14 protein-coding genes are annotated in these 13,262 nt (G+C 64.1%); 12 read left to right on the top strand and 2 right to left on the bottom strand.

From position 1 onward, the window contains the following. Window positions 1–52: 52 nt before the first annotated feature. The 11 genes from alr to AC1RRE_RS09865 all read left to right on the top strand — a co-directional run bounded on the left by alr (window position 53) and on the right by AC1RRE_RS09865 (window position 10,618). Window positions 53–1,210 (top strand): alanine racemase, encoded by a 1,158-nt coding sequence (gene alr / locus AC1RRE_RS09915; RefSeq protein ID WP_492980964.1) that lies wholly within the window; start codon window positions 53–55, stop codon window positions 1,208–1,210. Further along, a complete protein-coding gene (locus tag AC1RRE_RS09910; protein ID WP_492980963.1) occupies window positions 1,207–1,983 on the top strand; it encodes an MlaE family ABC transporter permease in 777 nt (258 codons plus the stop codon). Before alr ends, AC1RRE_RS09910 begins: the two co-directional genes overlap by 4 nt. After that, window positions 1,980–2,756: an ABC transporter ATP-binding protein gene (locus tag AC1RRE_RS09905; protein ID WP_492980962.1), complete on the top strand. Its 777-nt coding sequence runs from the start codon at window positions 1,980–1,982 to the stop codon at window positions 2,754–2,756. Before AC1RRE_RS09910 ends, AC1RRE_RS09905 begins: the two co-directional genes overlap by 4 nt. 127 nt (window positions 2,757–2,883) lie before the next feature. Continuing rightward, complete coding sequence (gene radA, locus AC1RRE_RS09900; RefSeq protein ID WP_492980961.1) at window positions 2,884–4,338, top strand: DNA repair protein RadA; 1,455 nt, start codon at window positions 2,884–2,886, stop codon at window positions 4,336–4,338. Window positions 4,339–4,341: 3 nt separating this feature from the next. Then, window positions 4,342–4,995, top strand: a complete 654-nt coding sequence (locus tag AC1RRE_RS09895) for a CvpA family protein (protein WP_492980960.1) — start codon at window positions 4,342–4,344, stop codon at window positions 4,993–4,995. A 58-nt stretch (window positions 4,996–5,053) separates the two neighbouring features. Next, a complete protein-coding gene (purF, locus tag AC1RRE_RS09890; protein WP_492980959.1) occupies window positions 5,054–6,511 on the top strand; it encodes an amidophosphoribosyltransferase in 1,458 nt (485 codons plus the stop codon). Between the two features lie 34 nt (window positions 6,512–6,545). Then, window positions 6,546–7,265 (top strand): SDR family NAD(P)-dependent oxidoreductase, encoded by a 720-nt coding sequence (locus tag AC1RRE_RS09885; protein WP_492980958.1) that lies wholly within the window; start codon window positions 6,546–6,548, stop codon window positions 7,263–7,265. A gap of 4 nt (window positions 7,266–7,269) precedes the next feature. After that, window positions 7,270–8,019 carry a hypothetical protein gene (locus AC1RRE_RS09880; RefSeq protein WP_492980957.1) on the top strand — a complete coding sequence of 250 codons (750 nt, stop codon included), beginning with the start codon at window positions 7,270–7,272 and terminating at the stop codon, window positions 8,017–8,019. Between the two features lie 15 nt (window positions 8,020–8,034). After that, window positions 8,035–8,916: a DMT family transporter gene (locus tag AC1RRE_RS09875; protein WP_492980956.1), complete on the top strand. Its 882-nt coding sequence runs from the start codon at window positions 8,035–8,037 to the stop codon at window positions 8,914–8,916. A 95-nt stretch (window positions 8,917–9,011) separates the two neighbouring features. After that, window positions 9,012–9,320 (top strand): c-type cytochrome, encoded by a 309-nt coding sequence (locus AC1RRE_RS09870; protein ID WP_492980955.1) that lies wholly within the window; start codon window positions 9,012–9,014, stop codon window positions 9,318–9,320. A gap of 11 nt (window positions 9,321–9,331) precedes the next feature. Next, window positions 9,332–10,618 carry an FCSD flavin-binding domain-containing protein gene (locus AC1RRE_RS09865; RefSeq protein WP_492980954.1) on the top strand — a complete coding sequence of 429 codons (1,287 nt, stop codon included), beginning with the start codon at window positions 9,332–9,334 and terminating at the stop codon, window positions 10,616–10,618. Window positions 10,619–10,783: 165 nt separating this feature from the next. Here AC1RRE_RS09865 and AC1RRE_RS09860 read toward each other — a convergent pair whose 3' ends face one another. Both AC1RRE_RS09860 and AC1RRE_RS09855 read right to left on the bottom strand, forming a co-directional pair. Further along, window positions 10,784–11,347: a hypothetical protein gene (locus AC1RRE_RS09860; protein WP_492980953.1), complete on the bottom strand. Its 564-nt coding sequence runs from the start codon at window positions 11,345–11,347 to the stop codon at window positions 10,784–10,786. Further along, entirely contained in the window at window positions 11,340–11,894 is a 555-nt protein-coding gene (locus AC1RRE_RS09855; protein ID WP_492980952.1) for a hypothetical protein, read from the bottom strand. The genes AC1RRE_RS09860 and AC1RRE_RS09855 overlap by 8 nt, the downstream gene beginning before the upstream one ends. A 231-nt stretch (window positions 11,895–12,125) precedes the next feature. On the opposite strand from AC1RRE_RS09855, the gene AC1RRE_RS09850 reads away from it, so the two are divergent. Then, window positions 12,126–13,217 carry an alkene reductase gene (locus AC1RRE_RS09850; RefSeq protein ID WP_492980951.1) on the top strand — a complete coding sequence of 364 codons (1,092 nt, stop codon included), beginning with the start codon at window positions 12,126–12,128 and terminating at the stop codon, window positions 13,215–13,217. The last annotated feature ends 45 nt before the right edge of the window (window positions 13,218–13,262 follow it).

Genomic DNA, 13,262 nt, shown 5'->3' with positions numbered 1-13,262 from the left:
ACCGGCTGATTTAAGCCTGTCCCTTTGTGCGCGGCTGGGCTAAACACCGGCCATGACTATGCCCGCGGGTGACCAGGCGATTCTCACCATCGATCTCGACGCGCTGATCGCCAACTGGCGCCGGCTCGGCGGGCTGGCGCCGCAGGCGGAATGTGCTGCCGTGGTGAAGGCCGACGCCTATGGCCTGGGTGCCGGCGTAGTCGGACCCGCGCTATACCGCGCCGGCTGCCGCCGTTTTTTCGTCGCCCATTCCGAGGAAGCCCTGAAGCTTTCGGCCGTTCTGCCGGACGACGCGACGATCCACATCCTGCATGGACCCAGCGCTGGCATCGAACGCGATCTGGCCGAAGCCGGCCTGAGCCCGGTGCTGTCCACCCCGCAGCAGATCGCCGCCTGGCGCGATATGGCAAAGAAATTGGGTCGCCGCCTGCCCGCCGCACTCCATATCGATACCGGCATGAACCGTCTGGGCCTGAGCGATACGGAAGCCGATGCGGTGGCCGCCGATCCGGGCAGCCATCTGGCCGGCATCGACCTGGGTTTCGTGATGAGCCATCTGGCCTGCTCCGACGAGCCCGACCATCCGCTGAATGCCAGACAGGCCGACCGCTTCGCCGCCTGGCGCCAGCGTTTCCCCAACCTGAAGGGCAGCCTGGCCAATTCGGCCGGCATCTTCCTCGGCGCGGACTATCACCACGACATCCTCCGGCCGGGAATCGCCCTTTACGGAGCCAACCCTCTGGACCCCTCGGCCGGGTCCCGGCGGGAGGCCACCCGGATGGCGGAAGTGGTTCATCTGCAAGGAAAAATCCTGCAGGTCCGTTCCGTTGACAGCAAGGGGACCGTTGGCTACGGTGCCGGCTATATCGTTGAAAAACCGAGCCGAATTGCCACTGTGGCGGTCGGTTATGCCGATGGGTTCTCGCGCGCTTTGTCCGGTCGGGGCAGCGCCGTCATAAAGGGTCGCCAAGGCCATGTTCGAGTACCTATCGCGGGGCGGGTCTCCATGGATCTGATCACGCTGGATGTCTCCGCGCTGCCGGAGGACGACTGCCGTCCCGGCACACCGGTCAGCCTGATCGGCGGCGGCATCGACATCGACGACCAGGCCGCCACCGGCAAGACCATCTCCTACGAGCTGCTGACGCAGCTCGGCCATCGCTACCACCGCATTTACAAGGGCCAGTCTCTTGGGGGCGGCGCGCGATGAATCCCTTCGCCATCGTCGGCCGCGTCTTCCTCGAATTCCTTGAAGCCATCGGTCGCGTCGCGGTCTTCACCTTCGAGGGCGTGCGCCACATCTTCCTACCGCCCTTCTATCTGCGCCTGCTGATCCGGCAGATGATGATCATCGGCTATTTCTCACTGCCGGTCGTCGGGCTCACCGCGCTGTTCACCGGCATGGTGCTGGCGCTGCAGATTTTCATCGGCGCCGGCCGCTTCAATGCCGAGAATGCCGTCGCCAGCATCGTGGTGCTGGGCATCACCCGCGAACTCGGGCCCGTGCTGGGTGGCTTGATGGTCGCCGGCCGCGTTGCTTCCGCCATGGCGGCCGAGATCGGAACCATGCGTGTGACCGAGCAGATCGACGCGCTCACCACGTTGTCGACCAACCCGTTCAAGTATCTGGTGGCGCCGCGCCTGCTGGCCGCCACGCTGTCGCTGCCGGTGCTGGTGCTGGTGGCCGACGTTATCGGCGTTATGGGCGGCTACCTGATCGCCACCCACAAGCTGGGCTTCAATGCCGGCGTCTACATCAAGACCACCATCGACTTCCTGCAGACCCTGGACGTCGTGTCGGGTCTGGTGAAGGCGGCGGTGTTCGGTTTCATCATCGCGCTGATGGGCTGCTATCACGGCTTCCATTCGCGCGGCGGCGCACAGGGCGTGGGCAAGGCGACCACCGATGCGGTGGTCTCGGCCTCGATCCTGATCCTGGTCGCTAACTATTTCGTCACCGAACTCTTCTTTGCCGGCAAATGAGCGACCAGCCCAAAATCGCACTCAAGGACGTCCATAAGAAGTTCGGCCGCAAGGTCGTGCTGGATGGCCTGACCCTGGACGTGCCGCGCGGCAAGTCGCTGGTGGTGATCGGCGGTTCGGGCACCGGCAAATCGGTGATGCTGAAATGCATCCTCGGCCTGATCAGGCCCGACAGCGGCCAGATCATGATCGATGGCGAGGACGCGACCCGGTTCGACAACGGCGAACGCGAGGATGCGCTACGCAAGTTCGGCATGCTGTTCCAGGGCGCGGCGCTGTTCGATTCTCTCAAAGTTTGGGAAAACGTCGCTTTCGGCCTGATCCAGGGCCGCCGCATGGATCGCAAGGACGCCAAGGAAATCGCGCTGGAGAAACTGGGCCAGGTCGGCTTGGGCGCGGAAGTGGCCGAACTGTCGCCATCGGAACTGTCGGGCGGCATGCAGAAGCGCGTGGCGCTGGCACGCGCGATTGCCGCCGAACCCGAGATCATCTTCTTCGATGAACCGACCACCGGCCTCGATCCGATCATGGCCGACGTGATCAACGACCTGATCATTTCCTGCGTGCGCAAGCTGGGCGCCACCGCGCTGAGCATCACCCATGACATGGCCAGCGCCCGCAAGATCGCCGACGAGATCGCAATGATCTACAAGGGCAAGATCATCTGGCACGGTCCGGCCAGCCAGATCGACAATTCCGGCAATCCTTACGTTGACCAGTTCATCCACGGACGGGCCGAAGGCCCGATCCAGATGGAAATCCTGAAGCCTTGAGTAGCGCAGTCGTGTTTCCCAAATCCGTCACCCTGGGCTTGATCCGGGGTCCCATTTTCTTGGTGTTACAAAATGGGATTCCGACTCTTCGCTGCGCTTCGGCCGGGATGACGGTAACAGGCATCTAATGGCCAAGGTCGTCGACTCTTTCGTCTGCCAGTCCTGCGGCGCCGCCTACCGCAAATGGCAGGGCCGCTGCGATGCCTGCGAAGCCTGGAACACGATTGTCCAGGAAGCGCCGAAAGTCGCCGTCCCCAAGGGCCTGTCCTCGGGCAAGGGCAAGGCCATCGGCTTTGCAAGCCTGAGCGCGCAGCCCGACAAGGTGGTGCGCACGGTCAGCGGTATCAATGAATTCGACCGCGTGCTCGGTGGCGGCCTGGTTCCCGGCTCGGCCATCCTGATCGGCGGCGATCCCGGCATCGGCAAATCCACTATCCTGCTGCAGGCCGTAGCGCAGCTCGCGCGCAATGGCACGACCGCGCTGTATGTGTCGGGCGAAGAAGCCGTGGCGCAGATCGGCCTGCGCGCACAGCGTTTAGGATTGGCCGACGCGCCGGTCCTGCTGTCGTCTGCGAATTCCCTGCGTGACATCCTTGCCGGTATCGATGCGGCGATGGCGCAGGCCAAGGGCGCACCGTCAGTCATTGTCATTGACTCGATCCAGACCATCTTCGCCGACAATATCGAAAGCGCGCCGGGCACCGTGAACCAGGTGCGCGCCTGCGCCCATGAACTGGTGCGCGTCGCCAAGCAGTCGAATGCCTCGGTGTTCCTGGTCGGCCATGTCACCAAGGACGGCCAGATCGCCGGCCCGCGCGTGGTCGAGCATATGGTCGACACCGTGCTGTATTTCGAAGGCGAGCGCGGCCACCAGTTCCGCATCCTGCGTGCCGTGAAAAACCGCTTTGGCGCCACCGACGAGATCGGCGTGTTCAGCATGACCGATGCCGGGTTGGCCGAAGTGGCCAACCCCTCCGCCCTGTTCCTCGGCCGCTCCGAGGCCGGCAAGGGCGATCCCGTAGCGGGCTCGGCCATCTTCGCCGGTATGGAAGGCACGCGACCCTTATTGGTGGAAATCCAGGCCCTGGTCGCGCCCTCTCCGCTTGCGACACCGCGCCGCACCGTCGTCGGCTGGGATTCCGGCCGCCTGTCCATGGTGCTGGCCGTCCTGGATGCAAGATGTGGCTTGCGCTACTCGGGCTGCGACGTCTATCTCAACGTCGCTGGCGGCTTAAGAGTCGTCGAACCCGCCGCCGACCTGGCCGTGGCCGCTGCCCTGCTTTCGGCGCTGGCCGACAGCCCGGCGCCGGAACGTACGGTCTTCTTCGGCGAGGTCAGTCTTGCCGGCGAGGTCCGTCCGGTCAGCCAGTCCGAGTCGCGGCTGAAGGAAGCGGCCAAGCTGGGTTTTGAACATGCCGTCATGCCTTCTGGCGGGAAAACCAAGGTCAAGGCTATCGGGACGAGTGAACTGATGCGCCTGAACGAACTGGTCGAACTCTTCCCCGGCGCCCGCGCCGCTGCCAAGCGCGCCAATGCGGGCCGCGGCGGGGATCGTTCCAACTGGACGGGTGAGGAGGACTGAGCCATGTCGTCCCTGCCGATCAATCCGGCCGACCTGATCGTCATCGTGATCCTGCTGCTGTCGGCCCTGTTGGCGCTGTTCCGCGGCTTCGTGAAGGAAGTCCTGTCGATCCTGGGCTGGGTGGCCGCCGTGGCGGTGACTTATTTTCTGTTCCCGATTGCCAAGGACATCGCCCGTACCTATATCGAATCACGACTTTTCGCCGATATCGCAGCCGGTATTGCGCTGTTCCTGCCCACCCTGATTCTATGCTCGATCTTCACCCACTGGTTTTCCGAACAGGTGCGGGCATCGGCCGTTTCGGCGGTCGACCGCAGCCTGGGCTTTCTGTTCGGTCTGGCGCGCGGCGCGCTGATCGTGGTGGTGGCCTGGTGGGCGGTCGACCGGCTGGTACCGGAACAGACTCGGCCAGCCTGGCTGAAGGACGCCAAAACCCACGATTTGGCCAAAGAAGGCTACGAATGGGGTGCCGAATTGGTGCTGCGCCAGCTCGATCCCAGCCGGGCCCCGAAAAAAGGTCCGGTCGGGCCCGTTTCAACCCCGATTCCGACCCATACAACACCGGGCGGCGGCGCTGACTCGCGCGGCCAAACCGGCTATAAGACCGAGGAACGCCAGGGCATCGAAAGTCTGATCCAGAAGCAGGACAAGCCTTGAGCCGCCCAGTGAGTCACCGGGGGCCGGGCTGGCCTGTCGGGCGATGGAGCCGTTAAGTATGCAAACGAACCCCTTCGATGACGACAAGCTGCATGAAGAATGCGGCATCTTCGGCATCTACGGCACGCCCGACGCCGCCGCCAACACGGTGCTCGGCCTGCACGCCTTGCAACATCGCGGCCAGGAGGCGGCGGGCATCGTCACCTTCAACGAGGGCCGCTTCAACAGCCATCGCGCACTGGGCCATGTGGCACCGAACTTCTCGTCCGAGAAGGTGATCCGCGAACTGCCGGGCGACAGCGCCATCGGCCATGTGCGCTACTCCACCTCGGGCGGCACGCTGCTGCGCAACGTGCAGCCGATCTATGCCGATCTGGAACTGGGCGGCATCGCGCTCGCCCATAACGGCAACCTGACCAACGCCCGCCATATCCGCGACGACCTGGTGGCCAAGGGCAGCATCTTCCAGTCCACCATGGACACCGAAGTGATCACTCATCTGGTGGCGCTGAGCCGCAAGAGCGCCGTGGTCGACCGCATCATCGATGCGCTGAAGCAGGTCGAGGGCGCCTATGCGCTGGTCTGCCTGACGCCGAAGAAGCTGATCGGCGTGCGCGATCCCTGGGGCGTGCGGCCGCTGGTGCTGGGCAATCTGCGCGGCGCACCGATCCTGGCATCTGAAACCTGCGCACTCGACATCATGGGCGCCGATTTCGTGCGCGACGTGGAACCGGGCGAACTGATCGTGATCGATGCCGAGGGCATTCACAGCTATCACCCCTTCCCCAATGTGAAGCGCCGCTTCTGCATCTTCGAATACATCTATTTCGCCCGCCCGGACTCGCAGGTCGAAGGCCTGAGCGTCTATGAAACCCGCAAGCGCATCGGCGCCGAACTCGCCCGCGAGAACCATGTCGACGCCGATGTCGTGATCCCGGTGCCCGATAGCGGCGTGCCGGCTGCCATCGGCTATGCCGCCGAGAGCGGCATCCCGTTCGAACTCGGCATCATCCGCAATCACTATGTCGGCCGTACCTTCATCGAGCCGACCGACCAGATCCGCCATCTGGGCGTGAAGCTGAAGCACAACGCCAACCGCGCCTACATCCAGGGCAAGCGCGTCATCCTCGTCGATGACTCGATCGTACGCGGCACCACCTCGACCAAGATCGTCGAGATGGTGCGCGATGCCGGCGCCAAGGAAGTGCATATGCGGATCGCATCGCCGCCGACCACGCATAGCTGCTTCTACGGCGTCGACACGCCCGAGCGCAGCAAGCTGCTGGCCGCGACGCATTCGATCGAAGAGATGACCAAGTTCATCAAGGCCGACAGCCTGGCCTTCCTGAACATGGACGGCCTCTATCGCGCCATGGGCCGTCCGGTGCGTGACGCCACCAATCCGGCCTTCTGCGACGCCTGCTTCTCCGGCGATTATCCGATCGGCCTGACCGACGAGGTCAACCGCACCGTCCGCAGCCCGCGCCAGCTCACCCTGCTGGCCGAAACTGGCTAGTTTTCCCAAGCCTTAAGATAAGAAGAGACCTGTTATGCGTCTGAAGGACCGCATCGCGCTGATCACCGGCGCCAGCCGCGGCATCGGTGCCGCCATCGCCAAGCGTTATGCCGCCGAGGGCGCGCATGTCATCTGCGTCGCCCGCACCTCGGGCGCGCTGGAAGAGTTGGACGACGAGATCAAGGCCGCCGGCGGCACCGCCACGCTGGTGCCGCTCGACCTGGAAAAGACCGAGATGATCGATGGTCTGGCCGCACCGCTGCTCGAGCGCTTCGGCCGTCTCGACATCCTGGTCGGCAATGCCGGCATCTTCGGCCGCATGACGCCGATGCACCAGTATCCGCCGAACCTGTGGGAACAGGTGTTCAAGCTGAACGTGCATGCCAACCAGCGCCTGCTGCGCGCCGTGCATCCGCTGCTGTTCGCCTCTCCCGCCGGCCGCGCGATCTTCGTGACCTCCAGCGTGGCCCGCGACATCCGTGGTTACTGGGGCGCCTATGCCGCCTCCAAGGCGGCACTCGACAATCTGGTGCTGACCTATTCGAAGGAAGTGCTGGAAAGCAACATCAAAGTGAATCTGGTCAATCCGGGCGGCACGCAATCGAAGATGCGCGCCGAGGCTTTCCCCGGCGAAGACCCGACCACCCTGCCCAAGCCGGAAGACATCATGGAAGTCTTCGTGGCGCTGGCCGAAGCGAAGAGCAAACAGCACGGCGAGTGGATTTCCGCCCGCGATTTCTGCGGCATCAAGTAATCCGATGACGGGTGCCCGCCATGCCGATGCGATTGCCAGCCTGCTGGCAGCACGGCGCGGCGGACCGCTGCTGTCGCCAGGCTATGAACTAACCAATCTCGACGACGTCTATGCGATCCAGTCCGGCGTCATGGCTGAACTCGGTACCGTCGGCGGCTGGAAGGTCGGCCGCGCCGGTCCCGACCAACCGCTGATCTGTGCACCAATCCGTGCCGACCTGATCCGTCCCGCACCCGACACACGCCAGCCGGCGGAAACGCGACTGCGTGGGCTGGAGCTCGAAATCGCCTTCCGCATCGACGGGCCGCTGCCCGCAACCGATGCCCCCGATTTCATGACGGCGCTTGCCGCCGTGGTGACACCGATGCCAGCCTTCGAGGTCGTCGACACGCGCCTGCGCGATCCGCAGGGCGCAAGTCCAAACTGGAAGCTCGCCGATTTCCAGCTCAATGCCGGACTGATTCATGGCATGCCACTCGCGAAGGGTTGGCAGCCTGAGGATTTTGCCCATCCGGTCGTGCAACTCGCGGCGGACGGCAAGGATATCTGCAATGGTCCCGCGACGCTGAATACCGGCACGCCATTCGGCATGCTGGCCGATCTGGTGCGCGAATGCCGCCATTGCGGCGGTGTGCAGCCGGGCCAGATCGTCACCACCGGCTCCTTCACCGGCCTGCACTTTTTCCCTGCGGGCACGACGCTCACAGGCTTGATCGAGGGCATGGAGCCGCTGACAATGACCTTCGCCGTCTAGTCACACGAAACCATCATGTCTGCATCCCGCTCTCCTACCACCGGCATGGCGCTGGTGGCCTTCGGCGCCATCGGTTTCGGCCTGATGCCACTGTTTGCCCGCAGCGCCTATGCCGATGGCCTACCGCCACTGTCGCTGCTGAGCTGGCGCTTCGGCATCGCCTTTCTCTGCCTGCTGCCTTTCATCGGCCGCATGCTGGCCGCAAGACGCGACACCCTGATCGCGACGCTGGCCGGGGCTGGCTACATGAGCACGATGTTCTTTTACTTCCTGGCGCTGCAGCATCTGACGGTGGCGCTGACCGTTCTGATCCTGTTCACCTATCCGCTTTTCACGATCCTGCTGGGCTGGCTGTTCTTCCGCGAGCGCCTGACCTGGCCCACGGCCAGCGCGGCCGCGCTGGTGCTGGTGGCGGCAATCCTCATCCTGGCACCCACTGGTCTGGGCAGCAGTCAGAACCTGATGGCCGTGGGCATGGCCTTCATCCCGCCGCTCGCCTACGCCGTCTTCATGCATGTGGCGGCCAAGCCGCTCAGCAGGATGGCCATTCCGGTGCGGCTCGGCGGCGTGTTTCTCGGCGGCCTGCTGGCGATGCTCGCACTCGGTCTGATCATGGATGGGCGCATCGCCATGCCAGGCTCGATGGCGGGCTGGGGCGCGACCATTGGTCTTGCCATCGTCAGCACCGTGGGCGCGCTCGGCCTGCTGCTCTACGGCGCGCCGATGGCCGGCGCGGAACGCACGGCGATTGCCGGTTCCAGCGAACTGGTGACCGCGTTGCTGGTCGGCGCATTCGCGTATGGCGAAGTGCTGGAACCCACCATGCTAGCGGGTGCGGCACTGATCGTTGGCGCGATCCTGCTGGCGGCGCGGGCAGAAAGCGCCATCAAAGAATAACGCTAAAATTTGTATAATCTGGCGATACCCAAATTAATTTGATCAACCGGCGAAAGCCGGCCTAGTCTCCTCCCGCAGGTTCAAGGAGGAAGTCCATGCGTGCCCCCATCATGCTTCTGGCTGCAGCCGTAACGCTGCTGGCCACACCGGCGCTGGCGCAGCAGCGCATCGCCACCCTCGACGACACCGCGCTTGCCGCGCAGACCTGCAATGTCTGTCATGGCAATGCCTCCTACATTTCACCCGCCATGCCGCCGATCCGCGGCGTGGATGCCGGCACGCTCTACACAGCGCTGACAGAGCTGAAGACCGACAAGCGTCCTTCCACCATCATGGGGCGTATCGCACGCGGCTATTCCGACGAGCAGCTCAAGGCGCTCGCCGATTACCTGTCGAAGAATTGAGGGAGAGCGCCATGACACAGTCTTCGCTGTCCCGCCGCCAGGTTCTGACCGGCATCGCCTCGGGTGCCGCCATCATTGGCATGCCCCATATCGCGCAGGCGCAGAATGCCGCCGGCCGCGTCGTCGTGATCGGCGGCGGCTTTGGCGGTGCGACCGCCGCGCGCTACATCAAGCTGTTCTCGCCCGATACCGATGTGGTTCTGGTCGAGCGCGATGCCATCTATATCACCTGCCCCTTCTCGAACTATGTGCTGGGCGGCCTCCAGGACCTCAACAGCATCACCCATCGCCGTGATCCGCTGCGCCAGCGCTATGGCGTGCGGCTGGTGCGTGGCGAAGCGACGGCGGTGGATACCAATGCCCGCAGCGTGAAGCTGAAAGATGGCACTGCCCTGCCCTATGACAGGCTGGTGGTCGCGCCGGGCATCGAGCTGAATTACGGCGGCGTCGCCGGCTACAGCGAGCAGGCTGCCAATGGCGTGATGCCGCATGCCTGGAAGGCCGGCCCGCAGACCCTGCTGCTGCGCAAGCAGCTGGAAGCGATGCCCGATGGCGGCACCGTGATCGTCGCGCCGCCGGCCAATCCGTTCCGCTGCCCGCCCGGTCCCTACGAGCGCGTCAGCATGATCGCCTGGTATCTGAAGACGAAGAAGCCGAAGTCGAAGATCCTGGTGCTGGATGCGAAGGACGCCTTCTCCAAGCAGGGCCTGTTCATGGCCGGCTGGGAAAGCGAGTATCCCGGCATGATCACCTGGGTCGCCGGCAAGGATGGCGGCAAGGTGGAGAGCGTCGATCCCAAGGGGATGACCGTGACGACCGGCTTCGGCACCGAAAAAGCCGCCGTCATCAACGTGATTCCACCGCAGACCGCCGGGCGCATCGCGCTGGATGCCGGCCTTGCGGAATCAAACGGCTGGTGCGCCGTCGATCCGGCCAGCTTCACCTCTCGCAAGGCTGCCAATGTCTATGTGCTGGGCGATGCCTCGATTGCCGGCACCATGCCGAAATCCGGCACCGCGGCCAATAGCCAGGCAAAGGTGGTGGCTGCCAATGTCGTCGCGTCCTTGCGCGGCACGCCTGCACCGGCCACGGTTTTCCACAACACCTGCTACAGCCTGGTAACGCCCGACTACGGCATATCGGTGTCTGACACCTATCGCCCCGGGCCGCAGGGGGTTGCCGTGGTGCCCAATTCCGGCGGCGTTTCGCCAGCCCGCGCGGCCCCGGCGCACCGCAAGGCCGAGGCCGATTATACGCGCGGCTGGTACGCCGGAATCATCGCCGATACGTTCGGTTGAGCATCGGCAGCCTGTGCAACCAGAAAAAAGAAAACCCCGGAGTCACACGGACTCCGGGGTCTCAGTTTGGAACAACGAGGGTCATCCCTCGACGCTGACGACAATGTTATTCCACAGCGGCGCCCGGGCTCGCTGTGACCACCATCACAGGGCCAACAAGCGTGATCAGCTTGCTTGCGCGAATAACGCCTCGCCATGCCGTTTCACAAAAGTGACCCGGAAACCGTCAGCCTCGGGCAGATGCCGTTCAAGCTGGCGTTTGGCTGCCGTCTGGGTTGCAGCCTGTACGAAATAAAGACGACCATTCAGCCACTGCCGGGCGGGATGATGCGGGCTGCTTTCCTTCTGCGCCTCGCCATCATGCTGCGCCAGGAATTCCCAGACCGTGCCGCCCGGATCGAAATTCTCCGGCGGCGTCACGCTGTAGACGAAAGGCAGCGGTTCGGACTCCTGCCGCTGCTTCACCACCGTCAGCTCCTGCTCCGCCTCGGTCAGCTTGCGCTCGGCTTCGCCGATCTTCTGGATCGCCTCTGACGTGCGGATGCCGGCCTTTTCGGTGAGGTCTTCCAGATGCTCGAGCTGGACCTGCGTCTGCCGCGCGCGGCTGGCGACATCGTTCCAGGCATCGCGGGCGCGTTCCATCGCCAGATTGCCGACCAGCAGGATCAGGGCGAGGTTGGCGCCCAGAACCAGCACATAGACCAGCGTCATCAGGTCGAGATCAAACATCGCTTTTCTTCAGTTGTCCTTTGAAGCGCTGGATGCCCAGCACGGACGCATCCGTGCTGAAGCGCTGGCGACAAAGCTGCTGGGCGGTTTCGCTGTCCACACCCCAGATCACCAGCCGCCCGGTGCGATAGCCTTCGCTGTTGGTCGGCTGCGTGCCCAGGCCGCGGAACATGTCATGCTTGCGATGCAGCAGCAGTTTCACAAACCAGCCGGTGCTGCCGGCCAGCGGCTTTCCGATCTCGAAGACCGTGTTGTTCTGCGGGTCCTGCAGGGCGGATTCCGCATAGCGCAGGCTCTGCAATTCACGCGCGACGCCCAGATACTGGGATTCCACCGCCAGCAGCGCCTTGCTCTTTTCATCCAGCCGCGCTGCCTGCTCATGATAGGTGCTGCGCGCCGCCTCGATCAGACCGCTTAGGCGGGCGAGATCAAAGCGCTTCATCGCCATGTTGCGCGCCAGTGCGGCCAAGGCATCCCCACCGATGCCGACTGCCAGCAGCAGGAGCATTCCGGGGATGGTGATGATGGCGATATCGGTCAGGGTCACAGCGAAGCTCGGCAGGAGAGACTCGAGGGTATTGCGCCTCCCTGTTCTAGTAACAGTTGATTTCTACTTACCCCCTCAAAAAATTCTGATCAATTCTCACTGTGCTTGTGGATGCATTCCATAAATACAGAAATATCAAGTAGTTAGTATCGTCTCCCCGACCCTTGCCTTTGCCGCCCGGCACCCTTTCTCTAATGCCACGCCTCTATCCTCCTGCCCGGATCTCCTCCCATGACCTCCCTGTTCGACCCCGTCCGCCTTGGCCCGCTCCAGCTCGCCAACCGCATCGCCATGGCCCCGCTGACCCGCAACCGCGCCACGCCAGGCAGCAACGTCCCCACCACCCTGATGGCCGAGTATTACGCCCAGCGCGCCGATGCCGGACTGATCGTGGCCGAGGCGACCCAGGTGGTGCCTGAAGGCCAGGGCTACCAAGACACGCCGGGCATTCATTCACCCGAGCAGATCGCCGGCTGGAAGCGTGTGACCGATGCCGTGCATGCCAAGGGCGGCCGCATCTTCCTGCAGCTCTGGCATGTCGGCCGCATCAGCCATGTGTCGCTGCAGCCCGGCGGCCAGGCACCGGTGGCGCCATCGGCCATCCGCGCCAAGGGCAAGACCTTTGTCGGCGGTGCCTTCATCGACGTCTCCGAACCGCGCGCCCTGCGGCTGGAAGAACTGCCCGGCATCGTCGATGGCTATCGCAAGGGTGCCGCCAATGCCATCGCCGCCGGTTTCGACGGCGTTGAGCTGCATGGCGCCAATGGCTACCTGCTCGACCAGTTCCTGCGCAACGGCACCAACCACCGCACCGATGAATACGGCGGCAGCATCGAGAACCGTGCCCGCCTGATGCTGGAAGCCAGCGCAGCGGTCGTGAAAGAGATCGGCGCTGAACGCACCGGCATCCGCCTCTCGCCGGTGACGCCGGCCAACGACGCCAGCGACAGCGACCCGCAGCCGCTGTTCAATTACGTGGTCGAACAGCTCGACCGCCTCAACCTGGTCTATGTGCATGTGATCGAGGGTTCGACCGGTGCGGACCGCGATTTCGGCGCCGGCTTCGATTACGGCGCGCTGCGCAGCCGTTTCCGCAACACCTGGATCACCAACAACGGCTACACGCCGGAGATGGCCGCCGAAGCGATTGCCAGCGGCCATGCCGACATGGTGGCCTTCGGCCGGCCGTTCATCAGCAATCCCGATCTGGTGACGCGCCTGCGCCGCAAGGCACCGCTGGCGCCGCTGAATCGTGCTACGCTCTATGGCGGCGGCGCGGAAGGCTATACCGATTATCCGCCGCTGGATGTAGCGGCGGAGTAAACGCAACGGGCGTTCCGATCACCGAAGCTTGAGACGCCGGGCGGC

Source organism: Ferrovibrio sp. GW821-FHT12D07 (assembly GCF_058807275.1).
The sequence above is the reverse complement of the archived record's forward strand: the minus strand, read 5'-3'. Positions and strand labels throughout refer to the sequence as shown.

Excerpts from the sequence above, each read along its gene's own strand:
- AC1RRE_RS09910 (WP_492980963.1), top strand. The coding sequence starts at position 1,207 with ATGAATCCCTTCGCCATCGTCGGCCGCGTCTTCCTCGAATTCCTTGAA.
- AC1RRE_RS09880 (WP_492980957.1), top strand. The coding sequence starts at position 7,270 with ATGACGGGTGCCCGCCATGCCGATGCGATTGCCAGCCTGCTGGCAGCA.
- AC1RRE_RS09850 (WP_492980951.1), top strand. The coding sequence starts at position 12,126 with ATGACCTCCCTGTTCGACCCCGTCCGCCTTGGCCCGCTCCAGCTCGCC.
- AC1RRE_RS09895 (WP_492980960.1), top strand. The coding sequence starts at position 4,342 with ATGTCGTCCCTGCCGATCAATCCGGCCGACCTGATCGTCATCGTGATC.
- AC1RRE_RS09860 (WP_492980953.1), bottom strand. The coding sequence starts at position 11,347 with ATGTTTGATCTCGACCTGATGACGCTGGTCTATGTGCTGGTTCTGGGC.
- AC1RRE_RS09870 (WP_492980955.1), top strand. The coding sequence starts at position 9,012 with ATGCGTGCCCCCATCATGCTTCTGGCTGCAGCCGTAACGCTGCTGGCC.
- AC1RRE_RS09875 (WP_492980956.1), top strand. The coding sequence starts at position 8,035 with ATGTCTGCATCCCGCTCTCCTACCACCGGCATGGCGCTGGTGGCCTTC.
- radA (WP_492980961.1), top strand. The coding sequence starts at position 2,884 with ATGGCCAAGGTCGTCGACTCTTTCGTCTGCCAGTCCTGCGGCGCCGCC.
- alr (WP_492980964.1), top strand. The coding sequence starts at position 53 with ATGACTATGCCCGCGGGTGACCAGGCGATTCTCACCATCGATCTCGAC.
- AC1RRE_RS09865 (WP_492980954.1), top strand. The coding sequence starts at position 9,332 with ATGACACAGTCTTCGCTGTCCCGCCGCCAGGTTCTGACCGGCATCGCC.
- AC1RRE_RS09905 (WP_492980962.1), top strand. The coding sequence starts at position 1,980 with ATGAGCGACCAGCCCAAAATCGCACTCAAGGACGTCCATAAGAAGTTC.
- AC1RRE_RS09885 (WP_492980958.1), top strand. The coding sequence starts at position 6,546 with ATGCGTCTGAAGGACCGCATCGCGCTGATCACCGGCGCCAGCCGCGGC.
- purF (WP_492980959.1), top strand. The coding sequence starts at position 5,054 with ATGCAAACGAACCCCTTCGATGACGACAAGCTGCATGAAGAATGCGGC.